This window comes from Micromonospora sp. DT53, assembly GCF_049841535.1.
Lineage (GTDB): Bacteria > Actinomycetota > Actinomycetes > Mycobacteriales > Micromonosporaceae > Micromonospora.
Genome location: NZ_JBNCKM010000005.1, coordinates 1 through 21,458 on the forward strand (window position 1 = coordinate 1; position 21,458 = coordinate 21,458).

18 protein-coding genes are annotated in these 21,458 nt (G+C 70.0%); 3 read left to right on the forward strand and 15 right to left on the reverse strand.

All coding sequences use genetic code 11. From position 1 onward, the window contains the following. Window positions 1-476 precede the first annotated feature (476 nt). On the reverse strand, window positions 477-1,316 hold the full coding sequence (locus ACLQ3B_RS16925; protein ID WP_425781715.1) for a GNAT family N-acetyltransferase: 840 nt from the start codon (window positions 1,314-1,316) through the stop codon (window positions 477-479). Next, window positions 1,246-2,586: an MFS transporter gene (locus ACLQ3B_RS16930; protein WP_425781716.1), complete on the reverse strand. Its 1,341-nt coding sequence runs from the start codon at window positions 2,584-2,586 to the stop codon at window positions 1,246-1,248. The genes ACLQ3B_RS16925 and ACLQ3B_RS16930 overlap by 71 nt, the downstream gene beginning before the upstream one ends. Before the next feature lie 113 nt (window positions 2,587-2,699). On the opposite strand from ACLQ3B_RS16930, the gene ACLQ3B_RS16935 reads away from it, so the two are divergent. Continuing rightward, a complete protein-coding gene (locus tag ACLQ3B_RS16935; protein ID WP_327032438.1) occupies window positions 2,700-3,293 on the forward strand; it encodes a PadR family transcriptional regulator in 594 nt (197 codons plus the stop codon). Between the two features lie 128 nt (window positions 3,294-3,421). On the opposite strand, the gene ispG is transcribed toward ACLQ3B_RS16935, so the two are convergent. The 7 genes from ispG to ACLQ3B_RS16970 form a co-directional block, all read right to left on the reverse strand. Next, window positions 3,422-4,594, reverse strand: coding sequence for a flavodoxin-dependent (E)-4-hydroxy-3-methylbut-2-enyl-diphosphate synthase (gene ispG, locus ACLQ3B_RS16940; RefSeq protein WP_210787026.1), 1,173 nt, complete (start codon window positions 4,592-4,594; stop codon window positions 3,422-3,424). Between the two features lie 9 nt (window positions 4,595-4,603). Then, window positions 4,604-5,854, reverse strand: coding sequence for a M50 family metallopeptidase (locus ACLQ3B_RS16945; RefSeq protein WP_425781717.1), 1,251 nt, complete (start codon window positions 5,852-5,854; stop codon window positions 4,604-4,606). Further along, on the reverse strand, window positions 5,854-7,065 hold the full coding sequence (dxr, locus tag ACLQ3B_RS16950) for a 1-deoxy-D-xylulose-5-phosphate reductoisomerase (protein ID WP_425781718.1): 1,212 nt from the start codon (window positions 7,063-7,065) through the stop codon (window positions 5,854-5,856). The genes ACLQ3B_RS16945 and dxr overlap by 1 nt, the downstream gene beginning before the upstream one ends. A gap of 43 nt (window positions 7,066-7,108) precedes the next feature. After that, window positions 7,109-7,741, reverse strand: coding sequence for a Uma2 family endonuclease (locus ACLQ3B_RS16955; RefSeq protein WP_425781719.1), 633 nt, complete (start codon window positions 7,739-7,741; stop codon window positions 7,109-7,111). 283 nt (window positions 7,742-8,024) lie between these two features. Then, window positions 8,025-10,001 (reverse strand): hypothetical protein, encoded by a 1,977-nt coding sequence (locus tag ACLQ3B_RS16960; protein WP_425781720.1) that lies wholly within the window; start codon window positions 9,999-10,001, stop codon window positions 8,025-8,027. A 122-nt stretch (window positions 10,002-10,123) separates the two neighbouring features. After that, window positions 10,124-10,321, reverse strand: a complete 198-nt coding sequence (locus ACLQ3B_RS16965; RefSeq protein ID WP_425781721.1) for a DUF397 domain-containing protein — start codon at window positions 10,319-10,321, stop codon at window positions 10,124-10,126. Next, window positions 10,311-11,192 carry a helix-turn-helix domain-containing protein gene (locus ACLQ3B_RS16970; RefSeq protein ID WP_425781722.1) on the reverse strand — a complete coding sequence of 294 codons (882 nt, stop codon included), beginning with the start codon at window positions 11,190-11,192 and terminating at the stop codon, window positions 10,311-10,313. Before ACLQ3B_RS16970 ends, ACLQ3B_RS16965 begins: the two co-directional genes overlap by 11 nt. A gap of 133 nt (window positions 11,193-11,325) precedes the next feature. Here ACLQ3B_RS16970 and ACLQ3B_RS16975 point away from each other — a divergent pair, with 133 nt between their 5' ends. Continuing rightward, window positions 11,326-11,568: a hypothetical protein gene (locus tag ACLQ3B_RS16975; protein WP_425781723.1), complete on the forward strand. Its 243-nt coding sequence runs from the start codon at window positions 11,326-11,328 to the stop codon at window positions 11,566-11,568. Between the two features lie 456 nt (window positions 11,569-12,024). On the opposite strand, the gene ACLQ3B_RS16980 is transcribed toward ACLQ3B_RS16975, so the two are convergent. Both ACLQ3B_RS16980 and ACLQ3B_RS16985 read right to left on the reverse strand, forming a co-directional pair. Beyond that, window positions 12,025-15,711, reverse strand: a complete 3,687-nt coding sequence (locus ACLQ3B_RS16980; RefSeq protein WP_425781724.1) for a CARDB domain-containing protein — start codon at window positions 15,709-15,711, stop codon at window positions 12,025-12,027. Window positions 15,712-16,160: 449 nt separating this feature from the next. Continuing rightward, the gene (locus ACLQ3B_RS16985; protein ID WP_425781725.1) at window positions 16,161-16,712 is read right to left on the reverse strand and encodes a GNAT family N-acetyltransferase; all 552 of its coding nucleotides are present in this window, start codon (window positions 16,710-16,712) and stop codon (window positions 16,161-16,163) included. A gap of 51 nt (window positions 16,713-16,763) precedes the next feature. Between ACLQ3B_RS16985 and ACLQ3B_RS16990 the strand changes: the two genes are divergently transcribed. After that, window positions 16,764-17,594: a YhjD/YihY/BrkB family envelope integrity protein gene (locus ACLQ3B_RS16990; RefSeq protein WP_425781726.1), complete on the forward strand. Its 831-nt coding sequence runs from the start codon at window positions 16,764-16,766 to the stop codon at window positions 17,592-17,594. 157 nt (window positions 17,595-17,751) lie between these two features. Here the strand turns inward: ACLQ3B_RS16990 and ACLQ3B_RS16995 are convergent, their stop codons facing one another. From ACLQ3B_RS16995 to ACLQ3B_RS17010, 4 genes are read right to left on the reverse strand one after another with little or no spacing between them, the layout of a single operon-like run. Continuing rightward, a complete protein-coding gene (locus ACLQ3B_RS16995) occupies window positions 17,752-18,948 on the reverse strand; it encodes an ABC transporter permease (RefSeq protein ID WP_425781727.1) in 1,197 nt (398 codons plus the stop codon). Next, complete coding sequence (locus ACLQ3B_RS17000; RefSeq protein ID WP_425781728.1) at window positions 18,945-19,643, reverse strand: ABC transporter ATP-binding protein; 699 nt, start codon at window positions 19,641-19,643, stop codon at window positions 18,945-18,947. Before ACLQ3B_RS17000 ends, ACLQ3B_RS16995 begins: the two co-directional genes overlap by 4 nt. Then, window positions 19,640-20,773 (reverse strand): peptidoglycan-binding protein, encoded by a 1,134-nt coding sequence (locus ACLQ3B_RS17005; protein WP_425781729.1) that lies wholly within the window; start codon window positions 20,771-20,773, stop codon window positions 19,640-19,642. Before ACLQ3B_RS17005 ends, ACLQ3B_RS17000 begins: the two co-directional genes overlap by 4 nt. Further along, on the reverse strand, window positions 20,760-21,377 hold the full coding sequence (locus ACLQ3B_RS17010) for a hypothetical protein (protein WP_425781730.1): 618 nt from the start codon (window positions 21,375-21,377) through the stop codon (window positions 20,760-20,762). The genes ACLQ3B_RS17005 and ACLQ3B_RS17010 overlap by 14 nt, the downstream gene beginning before the upstream one ends. Between the last annotated feature and the right edge of the window lie 81 nt (window positions 21,378-21,458).

Below are 21,458 nucleotides of genomic sequence, written 5' to 3' on the forward strand. Positions count from 1 at the left end.
CCAACCCCGAGTACTCCACCACCGCGTTCCTCAAGGGCCTCAAGCAGGTCGACGGCTGGCAGGACATGCCGCTGACCCAGGCCGCGCAGACCGTGCAGGTGTCCGCCTACCCGGACGCGTACGCCCAGTGGGAGCAGCAGGCCACCGACCTGGTCGCCCAGCACTGGAACAGCTGACCCGCACCACCACCGCACGCCAGCACCACCCGCACGACACCACCACAGCACGACACCGACCGCTGGCCGGCACCCGAGACGGGGTGCCGGCCAGCGGCCTTCTGTGCTGTCGCCCACCGCCCACAGGCCGCAGCCCTCAGGCCACTGCCCTCAGGCCCAGGCCGCAGCCCTCAGGCCCAGCCCCCGGGTACCAGACCCCAGGCCGCAGCCTGCGCTGGCCACACCCCCCGGCGGAGGCGGATGACGCCGACCAACGGTTGCACCCGCAGATCTTGGACACCCACCCGACGGGCCGACCCGTCAGAACAGGACGGTGGCCAGGGTGCCGATCGGCTGGAAGCCGCAACGTTCGTAGACGCGGCGGGCCGGGAGGTTGAAGTCGTTGACGTACAGGCTGACGGTGGGGGCGACCCGCAGCAGCGCGTCGCGGACCACGGCGGCCATGGCGGCGGTGGCGATCCCTCGGCCTCGCCACTCCGGTGCCACCCAGACGCCCTGGATCTGCGCGGTCCGCTTGGTCACCACGGCCAGTTCGGCCTTGAAGACGACCTTGCCGTCGACGATGCGGGCGTACGCGCGGCCGGTCCGAACCAGGTCGTTGACTCGCCGGCGGTAGCTGCGGCCGGCGTCCTCGGCCAGTGGGGAGACGCCGACTTCTTCGGTGTACATGGCCACCGCCGCCGGGAAGAGCCGGTCGACCTCGCCGGAGCGGACCTGGCGTACCTCCGGGTCGGCGGGTACGGGTGGCAGCGTGTCGGTGACCAGCAGTGGCTGATTGGGGCGGACGTCTCGCGCTGGCCCCCAGGTGTCGGAGAGCCGATCCCACAACCCGAGGACGGCGTCGGCCCGGCCGACGATGGAGGAGCAGAGCCGTTCCTCGCCCGCGAGCAGGTCGGCGAATGCGGCTACCGCGGCATCGCTCGCCAGCACCGGGGTCAGGTTGCCGCCGAGCCAGCAGAGTGATTCCAGGTTGCGGCGGGCCCCGTACCCCAGGATTCTGCCCTCGGCCCGCCACCAGGAGAGTCCGCGCGCGGCGATCCGCTCGGCGACCTGCGCGCCCGCGAACGGGTCATGGTCGAGCAGTCGCTCGACCGCGCGGCGCTCCGATTCCCCCAGTTGCCGTACCGGCACCGTCAGCACGACTATCAGCCTGCCAGATCGACCCCCCGCTTCGCCGGTCGAGTGCCGAGGCCGGCCCTGGTTCTGCGGGTCCGCTGATCGGCCGGGTCCGGACGGCCCACCGGACGACCGGAGGCACCAGGGCTCCGAGCAGGAGAAACAGGGCACCGAGCACAAGCCAGCCCGGTACGCCCCAGCCGAGCGCGAGGGTGGTCACCACCACCGGTGCGAGCATCTTGCCCAGTTCGTAGCCCATGCCGTACGCCCCCTGGTACTGCCCTTGGGCGTCGACCGGAGCCAGCCCGAAGGAGATCCCCCAGCCGGCGGCGGAGTGCCACAGCTCCCCGGTGACGTGCGCGACCGCCCCGAGGCCGAGCAGGCCCACCGCGCCGGCGGTGGGCAGCGCGCCGCTGGCGGCGAAGAGTACGCAGGCCAGGGCGATGGCCACGCCCGCTCGACGGGCGGCGCGGGCGGCTCCGGGCAGGGTGGCGGCGGTACGCGCGGCGCGTACCTGAAGGAGCACCACAAGCACTGTGTTGACAAGCGTCAGCGCGGAGATCATCCAGGCCGGCGCGCGGGTGTGACCGGCGATCCACAGCGGCAGGGCGATGGTGAGCAGGCTGAAGTGCATCGACATCAGCCCGTCGACCAGGGTGAAGGCGAGGAACGGGCGGTCCCGTAGGGCGACCAGCCGAGGGCCGTGCGTCGGGGCGGCGACTGGAGCGATCCTGGGCAGTCGGAGGAAGACCACCGCTGCGGCCAGTGACGTCGCCGCCGAGGCCAAGATCAGCGCGACGTACCCGGTTCGGGTGTCGGCGGCGATGGCGAAGCCGCCGAGGACGGCGCCGAGGGAGATCCCGACGTTTGTGGTGGCTCGCAGGTAGGCACGGGTGCGGACCCGCTCATCGGCCGGGATCGCGCCGGCGATCAGCGCGCCACGGGCGCCGCGCTCGACCGCGTCGGCGAGCGCGGTGACGGCTCCCACCAGCACGAACGTGGGGAACGACCGGACCGCGACGAGGCCGATGGTCAGGGTGCCGGCGGCGAACAGCGCCCCGACCTGGACACCGCGTGGGCCGACACGGTCGGCCAGGTAGCCGCTCGGTGTGCTGGCCAGCACGCCGACCAGAGCCGAGATGGTCAGCCCGATGCCCACCTGGGTTGCCGACAGGCCGACCGACCGGGTGAGGAAGAGCGCGCTGGCGACGAGCCAGAGGCCCCGCCCGACGGTCTTGACCAGGGTGCCGAGGGTGAGGACCCGGGACGGACCCGGCGGGGGAAGCAGGCGCATGACCGACACTCTAGCAAGACGTACGTACGGTTTGGAAAATTGAGGGTTGTCGCCGATGCATTGCCGATATATCGTTGATGCATCAGCGATAGTCCAAGGAGAGGAAGAACCCGATGAGGTTCCACCGACAGCACCACCCGATGCACGAGGCCCGGATGCGGGGGTTCGGCTTCCCGCCGGTCCCGCCCGGTCCGCACGGTCACGGCCACGAGCACGGACACGGCGGCCCCTGGGGCGGCCGAGGCCGTGGACGGGGTCGGGGCCGACGCCCCAACGTCCGAGCCTCCGTGTTGGCCCTGCTCACCGAGCGACCGATGCACGGCTACGAGATGATCCAGGAGATCGACTCCCGCACCGGCGGCGCGTGGCGACCGAGCCCCGGCTCGATCTACCCCACCCTTCAGCTACTGGAGGACGAGGGCGTGATCGTCGCCAGCACCGAGGAGTCCGGTGGCGGGCGGAAGCGGTTCACGGTCACCGAGGCCGGTCAGGCGGAGGCCACCGAGGCCGCGCAGACCCCGCCGTGGGCGGACGTCGCCCAGGGCACGGTGAGCAGTTGGCACGACATCCGCGACTCCGGCGCGCAGGCGATGAACGCCCTGCGGCAGGTGATGATGAACGGCACCGACGACCAGCGCGAGCGGGCCGCCCAGGTGCTCGACGAGACCCGGCGCAAGCTGTACGCGATCCTCGCCGAATCCGAGTGACGCCAGACCGCACCACCAGCGCCACAGCGCCACAGCGCCACAGCGCCACAGCGCCACAGCGCGAAAGGATCACAACGCAAAGCGGCCGTTCCCCGCACGGGGAACGGCCGCTTTTTCCACATGGAAAATCAGTGCACGGTGACGGTCGGGCCGGTGACCAGCCCGCGCAGCTCCTCGGGCAGCTCGGCGCCCATCTCGTCGGCGATCCGCAGCGCCTCCTCGATCAGCGTCTCGACGATCTGTGCCTCGGGGACCGTCTTGACGACCTGCCCCTTGACGAAGATCTGGCCCTTGCCGTTGCCGGAGGCGACACCGAGGTCGGCTTCCCGGGCCTCGCCCGGACCGTTGACCACGCAGCCCATGACGGCGACCCGCAGCGGCACCGGCAGCCCTTCCAGGCCGGCGGTGACCTCCTCGGCGAGCTTGTAGACGTCCACCTGGGCCCGCCCGCAGGACGGGCACGAGACGATCTCCAGGCCCCGCTCGCGCAGACCGAGGGACTCCAGGATCTGGTTGCCGACCTTGATCTCCTCGACCGGCGGGGCGGACAGCGACACCCGGATCGTGTCGCCGATCCCCTCGGCCAGCAGCGCACCGAAGGCGACCGCCGACTTGATGGTGCCCTGGAACGCCGGCCCGGCCTCGGTGACGCCGAGGTGCAGCGGGTAGTCGCACTGCTCGGCGAGCTGCCGGTACGCCCGGATCATCACGACCGGGTCGTTGTGCTTGACGGAGATCTTGATGTCGCGGAAGCCGTGCTCCTCGAACAGCGAGCACTCCCACAGCGCCGACTCGACAAGCGCTTCGGCGGTGGCCTTGCCGTACTTGCTCAGCAGGCGCTTGTCCAGCGACCCGGCGTTGACGCCGATCCGGATCGGCGTTCCCGCCGCCCCGGCGGCCCGAGCGATCTCCTTGACCTTGTCGTCGAACTGCCGGATGTTGCCCGGGTTGACCCGGACCGCGGCGCAACCGGCGTCGATCGCGGCGAAGACGTACTTGGGCTGGAAGTGGATGTCGGCGATCACCGGGATCTGCGACTTCTTGGCGATCGCGGGCAGCGCCTCGACGTCGTCCTGGGACGGCACCGCCACCCGGACGATCTGGCAGCCGGACGCGGTCAGCTCGGCGATCTGCTGGAGGGTCGCGTTGATGTCGGAGGTGAGCGTCGTGGTCATCGACTGCACGGACACCGGCGCACCACCGCCGACCGGCACCGAACCGACCATGATCTGGCGGCTGGCCCGACGGGGTGCCAGCGGCGGGGGTGGCACTGCTGGCATACCAAGACTGATAGCTGTCACTTCAGGCACTCACCTTGAGAAGAGCGTGATGGGGTTGACGACGTCCGCGGCGATGGTGAGCAGCGTGAACGCGCCACCGATCAGGATCACCGCGTACGTGAAGGGCATCAGTTTGAGGTAGTCCACCCGGCCGGGGTCGACCCGGCCGATCCGCGCGTAGAGCCAGGAGCGGGCCCGTTCGAACCAGGCGATGGCGATGTGGCCGCCGTCCACCGGGAGCAGCGGCAGCAGGTTGAACACGCCGATGAAGAAATTCAGCGACACGAAGAGCATGAAGAAGACCAGCCAGGCGTTGTTCTCCACCGCCTCGCCGCCGAGTCGGCTGGCGCCGACCACGCTGATCGGGGTGTCGACGTCCCGCTCGCCGCCGGTGAGGGCGGTCCACAGGGCGGGGACCTTCTGCGGGAGGCGCTGGAGCGCCTGGGCGGTGCCGACGGCCAGCTCACCGGTGAAGTCGGCGGTGGCGCCGAAGGCGCCGATCGGGCCGTACGTCACGCGGGTGGGCGTGCTGGGGACGAGCCCGACGCCGAGCGCGGCGACCGGCGCGGCGGCGCCCTCGGGGTCGTCCAGCGGCGGGCGCTGGGTTTGCGCGAGGACGGTGCTTGTGGTGCCCGGCTGGCCGTCGCGGACGTACGCGATCTGCGCGGTGTCGCCCGGCTTGAGCCCGCGCAGCTTGGTGAGCAGGTCGCCGTAGGAGTTGATCGGGGTGCCGTTGACCGAGGTGATCCGGTCACCGTTCTGCAGTTGCGCCTGGGCGGCCGGGCTGGCGGCGTCGGCGGGGGTGCACGCCCGCAGCGAGTTCTCCGGAACCACGCACTCACTGAGCCGGATGACGGCCGGCTCCTGACGGGCCTGCGTGTCGGTGGTCGGGAAGTCGGGGTTGGGCAGGCCGGCGGAGACGGCGAGGATCCAGATGGTGACCAGGGCGAGCGCGAAGTGCGTGATCGACCCGGCGGCCATCACGATCGTCCGCTTCCAGACCGGGTAGCGCCACATCACCCGCGACTCGTCGCCCGGCTCGACGTCGTCGTCCTGCGGCGTCATCCCGACGATCTTGCAGAAGCCGCCGAGCGGGATGCCCTTGAGGCCGTACTCCGTCTCACCCCGTTGGAACGACCAGATGGTGGGGCCGAAACCGACGAAGTACTTGGTGACCTTCATCCCGAACATCTTGGCGGTCAGCAGGTGACCCGCCTCGTGCAGACTCACCGAGATGAGAATGGCCAGGGCGAAGAGGACCACCCCGAGCAGGTACGACATCAAGCTCCTTCCACCGAACCCGCGATGATCTCCTGCGCGTGCGCGCGTGCCCACGACTCGGCCGCGAGCACGTCCTCGACGGTACCTGGTTCGTCGAAGTCCGGAGCCTCCTCCAACACGCGTTCGAGGGTGTCGACGATGCCGAGGAACGGCAGCCGGCCCGCCACGAACGCGGCCACGCACTCCTCGTTCGCCGCGTTGTAGATCGCCGGCCGGCAGCGCCCGGTCTCCCCGGCGGCCTTGGCCAGGGCGACGGCCGGGAACGCCTCGTCGTCGAGCGGCGCGAACTCCCAGGTGTGCGCGGCCGTCCAGTCGACGGCGGTGGCGGCCTCGGGCACCCGGTCCGGCCAGCCGATGCCGAGGGCGATCGGCAGCCGCATGTCCGGTGGGCTGGCCTGGGCGATCGTCGACCCGTCGACGAACTCGACCATCGAGTGGATCACCGATTGCGGGTGCACCATCACGGCGATGTCGGCGTAGGGCACGTCGAACAGCTCGTGCGCCTCGATCACCTCCAGCGCCTTGTTGACCATGGTCGCCGAGTTGATCGTGACGACCGGCCCCATGTTCCAGGTCGGGTGCGCGAGGGCCTGCTTGGGTGTGACCTGCGTCAACTCGTCGCGCCGCCGACCCCGGAACGGGCCGCCGCTGGCCGTGACGATCAGCCGACGCACCTCGCCGCGCGCCCCGGAGCGCAGGCACTGCGCCAGCGCCGAGTGCTCCGAGTCGACCGGAACGATCTGCCCCGGCCGCGTCACCGCGGCCTTGACCAGCGGGCCGCCGGCCACGAGCGACTCCTTGTTGGCCAACGCGAGAGTACGACCACCGCGCAGCGCGGCCAGCGTAGGAGCGAGGCCCAGCGAGCCGACCACCCCGTTGAGCACGATGTCGCACGGCCACTGGGCCAGCTCGGTCATGGCGTCCGGGCCGGCCACGATCTTGGGAAGCTTGAAGTCGCCGGTGGCCCACCCGCGCCGGCTCGCCTCGGCGTAGAACGCGAGTTGCAGGTCCTGCGCGGCGGACGCCTTGGCCACCCCGACCGCCTCGACGCCCAGTTCGAGAGCCTGCGCGGCGAGCAGCTCGACGTTGCCGCCGCCGGCACCCACGGCGACCACCCGGAACCGGTCCGGGTTGCGCCGGACGATGTCGATGGCCTGGGTGCCGATCGAGCCGGTGGACCCGAGCAGAACGAGGTCGCGGGGGGAAGTCACGCGCCCATTCTCCCCCACTGCCGCTGTACGCCCGCTGGGAGCCTCAGCCCTCCCCGTCCGACTCCTCCTCGTCCAGCAACTCTGCCGGGTCGATGGAGAATTCGAACGGCTCCCGCATCGCGAAGGTGCTCCCTGCCGCAGCGGCGGCCAACGGGCAGTAATCCCCGTCGACCAGCTCCAACAGCGCCATGGTCGGCACCCGGTTGCGCAGGTCCACCCGGAGGAAGAACGGCACGCCGACAGCGGCGTACTCCCTGGGCCTGTCGATCACGTCCTTGCGCCGATTTCCGGGGGACACGATCTCCCCCAGCAGCACCGCCTCGGCGATGGGGACCGTCGTGCGACCACCACCTGATTTGCGCAGCACAACGATGTCCGGGATGAAGAGGTCATCCCCGGAGATGACGTTGATCTCCGGATAGACCCAGAATCCGGCCTTCCGCGCAGCACGGTGCAGCACGTAGGGCAACTCCCGCTCGACCGACTGATGATCGATTCCCGCGTGTGGTGTCACGATCACGCTTCCGCTCAGGACCTCAACCTTGGGGCCGTTGGTCTCCGGCAACAGGTCGAGGGCGAGCTGCGCGGTCCACGGCTCGTCGTGCCACCGCAACACGTCGAACGACGGCTCGGTGTGCTGCGGCGCCGGCTCCGGCGCGAACGCGGCCTGGGCCATCCGGGCTCACCCCCTCAGCGGGACATTCTGCTCAGGTCAGCCTAGCCACCGCCGCCCCTGTTGTGCGTCATCGCACACCCGGTCCGACACCCAAGTGGCTGACGGGCAGCCGCACTGCTCCTCACCAATGGGCCGGGGTGACACGACCGCCCCCGGCACCACGATGCACGGGTGGTTCGTGCAGATCTTGGACACTTTCCGTTACGCCCTAACGGAAAGTGTCCAAGATCTGCGGGCGGCAGCGAAGTCGCGGCACGGCGCGCCGCCAGTCAGGGAGATCAACTCAGGTAGACAGGATCATGGGACCGGGGCCGACCGCGATCAGGTGGCCCTCGGTGAGGACGATGATCTGGTCGGCGGCGACCGAGACGATCCGGCTGACCGGTTGGGGCAGGGCGACGGACCAGATGGTGTGGCCTGTCCCGATCTCCCAGACCCGAAGAGTCCGGTCGGCGCAGCTGGTGGCGACCACCGGAACACCATTGAGGACCGTTGGCAGTATCGCCAAGACCTTGTTCGGATGGGTCAGGGCCGGTCCGGATGGCTCCCCGGTGGCGATGTCGGCGCTGGTGACGGTGTCATCGACGGCCACGATCACGACGGAGCCGAACACGTCCAATCCGGTGACGGCCTCCGGTCCGGGCCAGTCCAGGCGCCTGACGACGGGGCGGTTGGGTCGCTCGGCGAATCGGCCTGGTGGGGTGATCTCGGTCAGGTCGGCGCTGTCGAACCAACGAATCCCGCCGCCTGCGGTGCCGGTCAGTACGACGGTGCGGCCGTGCAGGTCAGCGAGCGCAAGCGAGATCGTCCCGTATGCGTCGGCCAGTTGGAACGAAGCGCGCAGCGTCAGGGTGGCCGCGTCCCAGACAGCGAGTACACCTTTGTCGTTTGTCGCCGCTATGAGGCCGTTGCGGGTGGCGATCAACCCAGGTGTTGCTGGGCTCAGCGACGGCTCGGGCGCGGTGCGGGTATCGCCAGTGGCCGGGTCGACGGTCGTCGGGCCAGACTCCGACATGACGACAAGGAGGTCCCGGTCGCCTGCGGCGACAACTCCCGGTCTGGGGTACCAGACGTCGGTCCGGAGTGTGATTCTCCGCTCGCTGGCTGGGGCGCTGAACCTCCGCCCATCGGCGGCGTCGATGACCTCGAACGAGCCGCCCGCTTCCACTGCGATGATCGCGGGCCGCCCGTCGATCATGGCCGGGACGGCGTCTCGGAAGTACGGCCGGTCCTTGTCGTCCTGGGCGAGGGGATCGGTCAACTCAAGGAGGTTGGTCCGCTCGCCCTGCGCCGCGAAGACGAACGTGCCGTGCACGGCGACCATGTCGATGGGCTTGGTGAAGTCAGTCCGGATCGTCCCGCGCACCGCGCCGTTCCGAAGGTCCATGATTCGTAGCGCTAGGTTCTCGCCGAGCACTACACAGGCCCCGTCAGCGGTGAAGACCAGCGCCTCACGTGGGCGTGCCGCAGTGGGAAACTGTGCCACCGGTGCCGCCGCGACGGGATCCCAGACGGTCAGTAGCCCATCTTCGGCGACTGTCACCGCCCGCCGCTGACCGTCCAGCACCGTCCAGCCGCCGCTACCCGCCTGCTCGGGCACAGCCACCTCGCCGGTGCGACGAAACCCGTCGAGGTCATGGAAACAGAGCGTCTCCGTGAACCTGTCCTCGCCGCCGAGGCTCAACACGATCGGAGCGCTGTCGGTGCTGATCGCCACGCGGTTGACATCACCGCTGTGGGCGGCGGTCCTGCCCAGCAGTCGACCGTCGGCGAGATCCCACTTCAGCAGATAACCCCCCTTGGTGCCAGTCACCGCCACTCCGGCACCGACCGCGAGGCTCCGCAGGGACCCCGCGCGGAGGGGAACGTCATCCGGGTCGGTCGCCAGTAGCAGCCTCCCCGTCACGAGGTCCCACACGAGCAGCCGCTCGTCCTCCACGGCGACGACCGTCGCACCGTCGAACGTGGCTTCCCCATAGAAGGACTCGTGCCTGCCATCCAGGCGCAGCCGTTGCGCCTCGCCGCCGGCAAGGGGCATCCGGCAGATGCTGCCGTCGACCATCGCCCAGGCATACGAGTCGTCCACGCGGACTGCACTGATCGACCACTCGAATTGATGCACCTGCCGCAGCGCCGGGCTCAACGGGTCGCCGGCCGTCCACCGGGGCAGCAGCGCCCCGGGCGCCTCGGCCCGTAGTTGATCGGCACGTTCCGTCTGTCCGCTGCGCAGCAACGCCACCATGCGTTCGAACTGGTCCACCCCGCCCCCTCCCCAGGAATCGCGGGGAGGCTAACCCTGGCCTGCGACAGATCTTGGAGGGAAATCGCCCCTCCCGGGGCCGAATTCTTCCAAGATCTCGGTGTACGAGGTGGCCGAGCGGCTCAGTGGCGGTTGTTCGACTGCTTTGCGCGGGTTGACGCGATGAAGGCGGTCCAGACCGAGGGGGTGAAGGTCAGCGTTGGGCCCTGCGGGTCCTTGCTGTCGCGTACTCCGACCGTCTCGGCGAAGCCCGCCACCTCGACGCAGTCACCCTCGCCGCCGGACCGGGTCGACTTGCGCCAGACTCCGTCACGCACCATCGGTCATCTCCTTCGCTATGGCCGCGATCAGCTCGCCGGACTCGTCGGCGCTGAGCGCCCGCTCGCCGAGGGAGCGCCACGCGTCTTCGTAGATCTCGATCTCGTGGGTCTTGTCAAGGTAGACGGCGCCGCACGGCCCGTCCATGTAGATCGTCGTCGGCTCCGGCTCGCGCACGTCGGACGGGAAGTCGAGCATGGTGAAGGTGCCGGCCTGCGCCCAGCGGACCAGGCCGGCGTCGAACGGCAACACCCGGATGCCGATGTTGGGCTGCCGTGACGACACCACAAGTGACTCCAGCTGCCGGACCATCGCCGCCCGATCACCGAGCGGGCGACGCAGCACCGCCTCGTTCAGGATGACGTCGAGACGCGGAGCGCGCGGTATCGCCCGAGCCAGCAGTCGCTGGCGGCGAAGCCGCACGTCGACCTTCGCCTGACGCTCCGACTCGACCATCTGCGGGTGGTCGGTGGCGATCACCTCGGTCATGTACTCGACCGTCTGCAACAAGCCCGGAACGAGATCGGCTTCGTACTTCCGGATGCGGGTGGCGGCGGCTTCCAGGCCGACGTACAGCTTGAACCAGTCTTTGATCGCCTCGCCGTAGCTGTGCCACCAGCCGTGCGCCTTGGTCTCGCGGGCCAGCGCCCGCATCGTCTCGATCGTCTCCGGGGACGCGCCGTAGACGCGGCACATGGCCGCCACGTCGTTCGGGTGCATGGAGACCTGGCCGGTCTCGTACCGCCAGATCCGGGGCGCCGACCATTCCAACTCCTTGGCCGCCGCGGTAACCGTCACATACGCGTTTTCGCGAAGCTCTCTCAGATATCTACCGAGTTGCCTCCGTGGAACTGTGCTGCCGGAGTCGTCCACGTCATCTCCCTGGCTGTCGTCGCGTAAGACACCTCATCCCTTGGTCCGCATTCTGCTCCGAAAGATTGCGCCAGACCAGCCCCAGAACGACCATCGTGGATGACAGAAGAGTGATCGCATTGAAAGGAGAGCCATGGACACGAGCGATGATCTGCCGATGCCGCCCTACGTGACCACCGAGGACGTCGTGTTCGCGCTGCGGGCGGTCAGCGTGCACGCCCCCGAGCAACGGCCCGACGGTCAGCGGTGCCGCAAGGACCAGGCCGCGCACCCGTGCCGGCTACACCGCTGGGGCCGTCGCGTCCTGACCAAGCGCGGCCTGACCGACGGGCAGATCCAGACGCTGCTCAGCGGGGGAACGGTGGCACTGCGATGAGCCACCCGACGGATGAGCGCCTACCACCGCAGCCGGCCGGGCCCGCACTACGAGCGAACCACGCGACGGGCAGCCATCCACCGCCAGCGGGCCGGCCCGCACTACGAACGAACCCCGCGACGGGTGACCGCCCGCCACCACCAGCGGGACGAGCCGCGCCACGCTGGATCGTCCACCTGCCGACCACGCTGACCAGCCTCGACGAGGTCACCGCCCTGGCCGTGGCGCTGCGCGACTCACTCGGTCACCTCGCCGTCATCGACTTCGGTGAGACCACGCTCAGCGAAGAGGACGCGCAGTTTCTGCGTACCCGAGTGTTTTGTGACGCCAAGCTTCCCGGTGCCGGCCGCTGCCGGCGGCCCGACGCCCACGACGGACCCTGCGCGGCAGTGCCCGACACGGAAGTCGGGGTGTCCGCGACATCCGGACACCCCGACTTCACTCAATCAGTGTCGATCAGGGAGTGATGACAAACTGCGAGCCCGGCTGGATGACGATGTTGCCGTCGGCCGAGTTGGTGATTGTCACGTTGGTCAGGTTGGCGTTGCCGCGCGCGCCGCTCATCGCGAGGATGCCGGCACCGTTGACGGACTTGTCGATCCGCACGTTTGTGATGGCGAGGTTCGGTATGTTGCCGCCACCGTTCTTGAACTGGATGCCGTCGTACGTGGAGTCGATGATGTCGGTGTCCCGGATGGTGACCCCGACGATGTCCCGGGTGGCCGGGAAGATCGTGATGGCACCGAACTCCTGGTCCTCGTTCCAGAACGCGCCACCGGTGCGGTAGAGCCCGTTGTTGGCGATCAGCGTCGTGCCGGAGAACGGCAGCGGGTCGTGGTCGGTCGCCAGCATGATGCCCGGGTAGTTCGCGGTGTCGTAGATCAGGTTGTTCTCGATCGAGTTGTCGTAGCCGCCGTAGATGGCGATGCCGTTGGCCCGCCAGGGCAACTGGATGGTGTTGTTGACGAAGTGGTTGTCGTGGGCGATGTCGACGCTGCGGTCCTTGACGTACGGGTTGGCCCAGACGGCGAGCGCGTCGTCACCCGTGGTGCGGAAGGACGAGTTGAACACCCGCGAGTTGCGCGTGCCGTTGCTGAAGTTGATGCCGTCGGCGTACGTGTTGCGGATCCGCATGCCGGTGAACTCCAGCCCGTCGGCCGGCCCCCACAGGTCGGGGATGTTGTCGTAGTCGCGGCCGACCCAGACGCCCACGTTGGCGTGCTCGATCCAGACGTTGCTGATCTTCGTGCCGGTGCCGAAGCGTCCGTTCAGACCGACGCCACCCTCGGCGTTGCCGTCACCGCCGCGAATCCGGCCCGAGCCGAAGATGGCGATGTCGGAGATCTGGGTGTTCTTGTCGATGTCGAAGCCGAAGTTGCCTTCGTGCGGGTGGTTGATGCCACCCACCACGTTCTGCGGCTCGGTCAGCGTGTAGAGCTGCGAGTGCCACATGCCGGCACCTCGGATCGTGACGTTGCTGATGCCGACCTGGTTGTGCGTACCCCGGTTCAGCGGGTCGTCGGTCAGGATCTTCTGCTCCTGCCGCCACTGCCCGGCGGGGATCCAGACGCAGCTGATGACGCCGTTCTGGTCGTCGGTCACCGCCCGCTGGATGGCGGCGGTGTCGTCGAGCCCGTCGTTCGGGACCGCACCGTACGACGTGATCGAGGTGCAGCCGGCCGGCTGGCTCGCCGCCGGCGCCACCTGCTCCAGGTCGATCGTGTCGATGACGTAGAAGGAGGCGGTGTCCCCCGAGTCGCGCTGCAACTTGAACCGGGTGCCGGCCGGGTACGACTGTGCCAGCAGCGCGTTCGACTCGTCGAAGAGCCGACGGGCGTCGGCCTGTGGGGTGTTGGTCAGCGCCTCCGGCCCGTCGGTGTTGCCGTAGAGCCAGCTGTGCTTCGACGACAGGGTCAGCTTCCGGGAGAAGACGTCGTTGACGTAGAGGCTGATGGTCGCCTCGATGCCGCCGCCACCGGGCGCATCCGGGATGGAGTTGCGCACCACGATGGAGTTCGCCTGGTTGGCCGAGGTGAACTCGACGAACTGTCCGGTGCTGTTCAGCCGTACCGACTTGCGACCCGAGGACTCGCTGGCGAAGTTGGTGTGCCCGAAGGTGCGCAGCGCGTCGGCCTCCAGCAGCGTGCCCTGGTAACGGCCGGCCTCCGCCTCGTAGGAGACGTACGGGACGGCGGCCCCACGGCCCACGACTATCGACTGGCTGAACGCGTTGTTGGTCTCGTTGGTCTCGGTGACCACGTTTGTGGCGTCGGCGGTGGCGGTGATGGTGGCGCCGCCGCTGGTGGCGGTCCAGCTACCGGTGACGGCAACGGTGACCGTCGCGCCGGCGGCGATCGAGGCGGTGGTGGTGTTGAGCGTGGTGCTCCCCGCCACCAGCCGGGTGACAGTGGTCGCACCGGTCGCGGTGGTGCCCCGGTTGCGGACCGTCACGGTGAAGGTGACGGACGCCCCGACGGCCGGGTTCGGCGGGTTCGAGGCGATGCTGAGCACCTGGAGGTCGGGGCCCGGCGCCTGGGTCACCACAAGCGGCGACGCGGCCGTGAGGCTGTTGTTGCCGTTGTTCTGCTCGACGATCGTGTTAGCCGGGTCGACCACCGCCGAGACGGCGTAGCTGCCCATCGGCCGGGCACCGGCGTTGAACGACACGGTGGTCGAGGCGCCCGCGGCGAGCGCGCCCACCGAGGCGCTGCCGACGACCGCGCCGGCCAGGCTGAAGTTCACAGTGGTCGCACCGGCGGACGCCGAGCCGATGTTCTGCACCACTGCCGAGAGCGTGACCGACGAGACCTCGCTGGGCGACGAGGGCGACCAGGTCACCGAGCTGACCACCAGGTCCGGGTTGGGCGCCGGGGTGCCGCACACCTCAAGCTCCGCGACCTGGCCGGACGGGGCACCGGTGTTGCCGGTGAACCGCAACTGCACGTCCGCGGTGGTCGCACTGACCGGGATGGTCACCGCGTTGGCGCCCTGCACGAACTGGTAGGCCGCCGCCGACACCAGACTGGTGTACGAGGATGACGCCTGGTCGCGACCGAGGACCTGGATGGTCTGGGTACGGGTGCCCCAGGACGGGTCCGGGTTGAGCTTCACGGTGACGCCGGAGACGGAGTGGTTCGCGCCCAGCGCCACGGTCAGGTTCTGCGGGTAGCTCGACGCGCCCTCCCAGTAGGTGCTGAGCTGCCCGTCGTTCGCCTTGTCCGGGGTGAAGCTGAAGGTGGAGCCGCTCGCCGTCATGCTCTTGCCCTGCGCCACGTTGGTGCAGGCGGGCGGGTTGCTGCCGGTCCGGGTGACGGTGTTGCTGTTGCCGGACAGGTTGCCGGCGCCGTCGCGGGCGCGGACGTGGTACGACACGGTCGCCGTCGCCGGTTGGGTGTCCTGATAGGTGAGGACGGTGCCCAGCGTCGCGATCAGGTTGCCGCCCCGGTAGACGTTGTAGCCGGCCAGCCCGCTGCCGCCGGAGTCGGTGGAGGCCCCCCAGGTGAGCGTGATCGTGCTGCCCGAGGTGCTCTGCGACAGCGTCCCCGGGGTGCTCGGCGCTGTGGTGTCGGGGGTGGTGCCGCCGCTGCCGTACACCTCCAGCTCGGAGAGCTGCCCGGCCGGCCAGCCGCTGTTGGCGGTGATGGTGATCCGGACGTAGCGGGTGGAGGTCGAGCTGAAGTTGATCGTGGCAGTGCTGCCGCTCGCCGGGTTGAAGGTGTACGTCTGCGACCCGACCAGATCGGTGAAGGACGTGCCGTTGGCGCTGCCCCGCACGCTCAGGGTCTGCGTCCGGGTGCCCCAACCGGAGGTCGGAAGCTTCAGCACGACCTGGTTGACGCTCTGCGACGAGCCGAGATCGACCTGCACCCACTGCGGGAACGCGTTGTTGACGCTCTCCCAGTAGCTGCCCGCGTTGCCGTCCACGACCTTCGACGAGTCGTAGACGTCGGCGTGGCCGCTCTCCTGGGTGGGGCGGCCCTGCGCGAGGTTGGTGGCCGCCGGGGCGAAGCCGGCGCTCGGTGTGGCGGCCGGGTCGGCGGGGCGGGCGGCGGCCGGGTTCGCGACGGCTGTCGCCCCGGCCGTGGCGATCAGCGCGGCGGCGGCCGTGGCCGCCACCATCCTGAACAGATTCGTTCGTCTCATCACTGTCCTTGTCGTCGGGGGACGGTTGCCGCGGTGGCGTGACCACGGGGTGGGGGTGCGGCGGTGCAGCGCCGGCCGATGCGCGGGGGCCGGTGTGGAGAGAGACGGTGTGGTGCGGGCGGCGCGGGGGCGCCGCTCGCCCTGGAAACACCAGATGGGTACGACCATCAACGGGCCTCCCCAGGAGGCCCGTTGAATCTTCCGAGAGCATGCACGGAATCGTGCACTTGCTTGTCGAAATCTTGCGTTACTTTGGCCCAAAGATTACTGACGTGCTACTAGAGCGTCAACACTTCGACCACCATGACTATTGACGGACTTGTCTGTCCTGGTGGCCGTCACCGGGGCCGACCTGCCCACAATTTCGGGGAAGGTGTCACCTCCCGACGACTGGAGGTGACACCTTCCCCGAAGTTGCGCTGATCTTGCGTCAGGTCGTGCGAGAACGATCAGACGTCTGGTGCCCTCAGCACGAAGGTCTCCAGCAGCTCCCCGCCGTACCAGTCGGTGCGCCGGCCCACCTGGATCATGCCCAGCCGCCGCGCCACCGCCATCGACGGCTCGTTGCCCGGCGACACGACCGCGTAGATCTCCCGGGTGCCGGCGGCGAACTCCCGCGCCACCGCCGCGCGGGCCGCCTCGGTGGCATAGCCGTGACCCCACGCGTCCGGGTGCAGGTGCCAGCCCACCTCTATGTCGTCGCTTCGCACCGCCTCATCCCGGCCCGGCAGCGGCTTGAGCAGCACCGTGCCCACCACCTGGCCGGTCTCGCGCACCTCGACCGCCCAGGTGCCGTAGCGGTCACCGTCGGCGGCGTGCCGCTCCCGCCAGATCCGCAGCCGCTCGACCGCCTGCGCCGGGTCCGTCATCGGCAGACCCGACGAGACGCCCAACCAGCGGGCGATCTCCGGGCGGGAGTAGATGTCGTAGATCCGGGCCAGGTCGGCCGGATCGTCGGTCCAATCGCGCAGGATCAGGCGTTCGGTGGTGAGAACAGTCATGACCGGCGATCTTAAGGAGTGACGGCCCCGACGACAGGGAAGGAGAACCCGATGGGCAACGGATGGCAGCGCGCGAAACGGATCACCAGTGCCGCGTTCCGTCCGGTGCGCGGACGGGACCTGTCGCTGCACGCCGCCGCGATCACCTTCTACGGGGCGATCGCCGTGGTGCCGGTCGCGCTGCTGGCGATCTGGCTCACCGCACTGGTGGCGGGGGCCGACCGGGTACGCCGGCTCACCTCGTACGCCGTGGAGGCCCTGCCCACCGCGATCGGCGCGCCCCGGGCGGTGGACGCGCTGGTCGACGCCGGGGTGGAGTTGACCCCGGTGCTGGCGCTGGCCTCTTTGCTGCCCGCCTCGCTCTACGGCGAGGGCCTGCGCCGGGCGTTCGTCTCGGTGGCCGCACCCCGCTCCGACGAGCACCTGGTCGGCTGGCGGGGGCGGCTCCTGCTGCTGCCACTGCTCGCGCCGGCCCCCGCGCTGCTGCTGTCGATCCTGCTGGCGCTCCCGCTCACCACCCGCCTCGTACGCCAGGGCGGTTGGCTCGGTGTGCTCGGCGTGGTGCTGTCGTTCCTCGCGGTCTGGCTGGTGCTCACGCCGGTGCTGGTGTGGGTGTTCCGGGTCGTCGGGCCGGCCTCACCGGACTGGCTCTCCACCCTCGGGATCGGGTCGTTCACCGCGGCGAACCTCTCCGGTTTCCTGCACGGCTTCGTGCTCTTCGCCTCGCTCCCGCTGGACCTGGGGGTGCCGTTCGGTGGCTTCGACGACATCGGCGCCGGCGTGGCCGTACTCCTCTGGCTCTACCTGTTCCACGTGATCGTCCTGGCCGGATACTCCGCCACCCTGGCCCTCTCCCGCTGGCGCACCACCCCCGAGCCCTGAGCCCTGAGCCCTGAGCCCTGAGCCCTGAGCCCTGAGCCCTGAGCCCTGAGCCCTGAGCCCTGAGCCCTGAGCCCGGTTGATCATGAAGTTATTGCCACGACACGCCGCGGCGAGTGGCAATAACTTCATGATCACCGAGGGGGTGGGGGTGGGGCGGTCAGGGGGTGGAGAGGGCTTCGGTGGGGGTCAGGCGGGCGGCTCGGATGGACGGGTAGACGCCGGCTGTCACGCCCACGATCAGGGCGCCGGCGATTCCGCCCAGCACCGCGGTCGCCGGGATCGTGGGCGGCCAGCCCTGGTAGCTGGCGTAGCCGACGGTCGCGAGCACCCCGAGGGCCGCCCCCGCGGCGCCGCCGAGCACGCTGAGCAGCACCGACTCGGTGAGGAACTGCACCCGGATCTGGCCACGGTTCGCGCCGAGCGCCCGGCGCAGGCCGATCTCCCGACGACGCTCCAACACCGAGATGACCATCGTGTTGGCCACGCCGATCCCGCCGACCAGCAGGGCGACCGCCGCCAACCCGAGGAACAGCGCGGAGAAGCTGTTCTCCGTGGCCCGTTTCGCGGCGAGCGCGTCGGAGGGGCGGCTGACCTGGACCAGCCCGGGCAACTGCGGGTTGAGGGTGGCCGGCAGCACGCCACGGACGTCCTCCAACGCGTCCTCCCTGGCGCGCAGGTAGACGACGGTGGGGTGACCGTCGAAGCCGAGCATGGCCTTGGCGGCGTCCCACCCGACCAGCACCGAGCGGTCGAGATCCGGGGAGAGCGGCAACGGGTCCAGGATGCCGATCACGGTGAACCAGCGCTCGCCGATGAACACCTGGGGTGGTTGCCGGGGGTCCACGCTGGCGAAGCCGAGCCGGCTCGCCGCGACGTAGCCGAGGACGGCGGTCGGGAGCCGGGCCGTCCCGGCGTCGAGGGCCCGACCGCTGCGGATCCGGCCGTTGACAGTCCCCAGCAGGTCCGGCCGGGACGCGAGCACGCTCAGCCCGGACGTGTCGTACCTGTCCAGCAGGTCGTTGCGGCGCACTGTGGTGTGGGTGTTCGCGACCGCGCTCGCCGTCTCGACCGGCCCGACCCTCGCCACCATGGCGGCGGCGTCCTCGGGCAGGAGGGCGGGCGGGTCCTGATCCGGTACGGGCTCGGCCCGCAGCAGGTTGGTGCCGAGCGCGGAGAGCTGGTTCATCAGGTCGCGCTGGCTGGACGCGGGGATTCCCACCACGACGACCAACGTGGCGATGCCGATGGAGATGCCCAGAGCGGAGAGGACGGCCCGCATCCGACGCGTGGTCACCCCGAGCAGACCGAGCCGGAGTACGTCGGTCGGGGCGAGCCGGGACGGGCTCATGCTCATGCCCCGCTCCCGGTGACGGTGTCGGCGACGATCCGGCCGTCGCGGATCTCCACCTGTCGAGGCGTACGGGCGGCGAGATCGCGGTCGTGGGTGATCACGGCGATGGTGGTGCCCTCCGCGTTGAGATTCGTGAGCAGGGCCAGAACCGCCTCCCCGTTGACGGTGTCGAGGGCGCCGGTCGGCTCGTCGGCCAGCACCAGCGCGGGCTCGTTGACGAGTGCCCGAGCTATCGCCACCCGCTGCCGCTCCCCGCCGGAGAGTTGCTGCGGCAGGTGGTCGACCCGGTGCGCCAGGCCGACCCGGGCCAACGCCTCGATCGCGGTGCGGCGGCGGCGACGGCGGGGCACCCCGGCGTAGAGCAGACCGGTGGCGACGTTCTCGGCGGCGTCCAACCCGTCGGTGAGATGGAACTGTTGGAAGACGAAACCGAGCCAGCGACCCCGCAGCGCGGAGAGCCGACGGTCGGAGAGGGCGGTGACCTCCTGCCCGGCGACGCGTACGCGGCCGCTGGTCGGCAGGTCGAGGGTCCCCATGATGTTCAGCAGCGTGGACTTGCCGGACCCGGACGGCCCGACGATGGCCAGCATCTCGCCAGCGCGCACGGTCAGTGAGACGTCGTCCAGCGCGGTCACCCCGCCGGGGTACGTCCTACTGACCCCCTCGACGTTCAGCACCGGCTCGGCGGCGGCGATCACGATGCCGTCACCACGTCGAGGCCCTCGGTGACGCCGGTGCCGCTGATCTCGACCAGGCCCCGGGCGAACATCCCGGTCTCCACGGCCACCAGCCCGCCGTCGGGCAACTGCAGCGCATGCCCGCCCTCACGGAGCGCCACCAGCGCGCCGACCGGCACCGCCAGCACGTTCTTGTGGACGGCGGTGGTGAACCGGACCTGCACCGCTGCCGCGTCCAGCTTGGCCACGTCCGCCGCCCGGGTCGGCGCGACCAGGACGTCCACCGTCGGCGGGCTGCCCTGCCCGGTGCCGCCGTCGGGGCCACCGCCACGCACCGTCTGGGAGATGGAGGCGACCTTGGCCGGGATCTCGGAGCTGTCGGGCAGGGCGACGACCACGGCGGCGCCCACGGTGATGGCGCCGACCTCGGTGGCCCCCACCGGTACGGTGACCAGCTTGACCTTCTCGGTGACGGCCAGCAGCTCACCGGCGACCGGGTCACCGGGCAGCGCCTTCACCGCGCTGACCCGGGCCGGCCCGCTCAGCACCGCGACCTGCCCGACCCCGATCGTGCCGGTGGGCTCCAGGCCGACGGCCTGCTGCCACTTCTTGATCGCGGCGACGAGGCTTCCGGTGAGCAGGGCCTGACCCGGGCCGATCTTCGTGCCGTCGGTGCCCCTGGACGGCTGCGAACCGGTGCGGTAACCCAGCGCCTTCAGGTTGTCCCACACGATCCGTACGTCGCTGCCCACCAGTCCGGGTTTGTCGAGGGTGCGAAAGAGCGGGGTCCCGCCGAACAGCACCGGCACGGGTCGGTCGTCGACCCGGTAGAGCGCCTTGCCCCGGGCCACCGCGTCGCCCACCTTCGGCAGCCGGGTGACGACACCCTCCCCGGCACCCTTCACCAGCCGCTCCGGGCCGAAGCCGAGCGTGCCGTTGAGCGAACGGGTGTCCGACAGGTCGGCCCGGGTCACAGTCGTCGTGGCCACCGACGGTGGGGTGCTCGCGACGTCATCCCGCTGATCGCGACGCAGGGCCAGCGCCCCGACGCCGGCCCCCACGGCGACCACCAGGGTCACCGTCGCCACCACGATGGCGGTACGCCGGGTCGTCCGCCGACCAGGATCGTCGGTCGGACTACTTCTTGGCACCGAAGATCTCCATCGTGCATTCCCTCTCGGCCTTGTCCAGCGCGGGACCCTCAAGGCCGCCGGTCGGGTCGGCGACCCCGTCGTCGTACGTCCAACCGGAGCCGTCCGGCAGCGAGTGAATCTTCATCCCGCGTCCACGCAGGCACTGGACGTAGTCGTTCCACTGGCTCACGTAGTTCGGGTTCTTCTCCGGGTCCAGCTCCGGCGGCTGGAGCGGCAGCTTGTTCGCGCACGCCACGTACGCCGCCTTCGGCTCCCCGCTCTGGTCGAGGGACAGGCCCGTACCGTCCCCCACCGGGCCGGGTTGTGACCGGCCGTCGTTCAGCTTCACGCCGTTGTCGTGCAGGCAGATGTTGTACGTCCCCCAGAGCCGCTCCTCCTCCTCGTCGGTCATGTCCAGGCGTAGCTGCGGCCGACCGTTCGCGGCGACGCCTCCGGCGGGGGTCGCGCTCGCCGGGGCCGACGGAGTGGTGAGCGAGGCGACGTCACCGCCGGCGGTGTCCTTGTCGGTGCCGGACGTTCCGCCGCCGCAGCCGGTGAGGGCGACAGCGAGGACTGTGAACGCGGCGAGCCCGGCCGCGACTCGACGGGTTGAGTTGGTCATGGTGTGGAGCTTCACCCCCACCTGTCAGAGACCTGTCAGGAACCGGTCGTCATCCGGTAGCCCCAGCTCAGCGGCACTGCC

Coding starts and splice junctions, on each gene's coding strand:
- ACLQ3B_RS16935 (WP_327032438.1), top strand. CDS start 2,700: ATGAGGTTCCACCGACAGCACCACCCGATGCACGAGGCCCGGATGCGG.
- ACLQ3B_RS16990 (WP_425781726.1), top strand. CDS start 16,764: ATGGGCAACGGATGGCAGCGCGCGAAACGGATCACCAGTGCCGCGTTC.
- ACLQ3B_RS16955 (WP_425781719.1), bottom strand. CDS start 7,741: ATGGCCCAGGCCGCGTTCGCGCCGGAGCCGGCGCCGCAGCACACCGAG.
- ACLQ3B_RS16985 (WP_425781725.1), bottom strand. CDS start 16,712: ATGACTGTTCTCACCACCGAACGCCTGATCCTGCGCGATTGGACCGAC.
- ACLQ3B_RS16930 (WP_425781716.1), bottom strand. CDS start 2,586: ATGCGCCTGCTTCCCCCGCCGGGTCCGTCCCGGGTCCTCACCCTCGGC.
- ACLQ3B_RS16975 (WP_425781723.1), top strand. CDS start 11,326: ATGGACACGAGCGATGATCTGCCGATGCCGCCCTACGTGACCACCGAG.
- ACLQ3B_RS16945 (WP_425781717.1), bottom strand. CDS start 5,854: ATGTCGTACCTGCTCGGGGTGGTCCTCTTCGCCCTGGCCATTCTCATC.
- ACLQ3B_RS16965 (WP_425781721.1), bottom strand. CDS start 10,321: ATGGTGCGTGACGGAGTCTGGCGCAAGTCGACCCGGTCCGGCGGCGAG.
- ACLQ3B_RS17010 (WP_425781730.1), bottom strand. CDS start 21,377: ATGACCAACTCAACCCGTCGAGTCGCGGCCGGGCTCGCCGCGTTCACA.
- ACLQ3B_RS16995 (WP_425781727.1), bottom strand. CDS start 18,948: ATGAGCATGAGCCCGTCCCGGCTCGCCCCGACCGACGTACTCCGGCTC.
- ACLQ3B_RS16980 (WP_425781724.1), bottom strand. CDS start 15,711: ATGAGACGAACGAATCTGTTCAGGATGGTGGCGGCCACGGCCGCCGCC.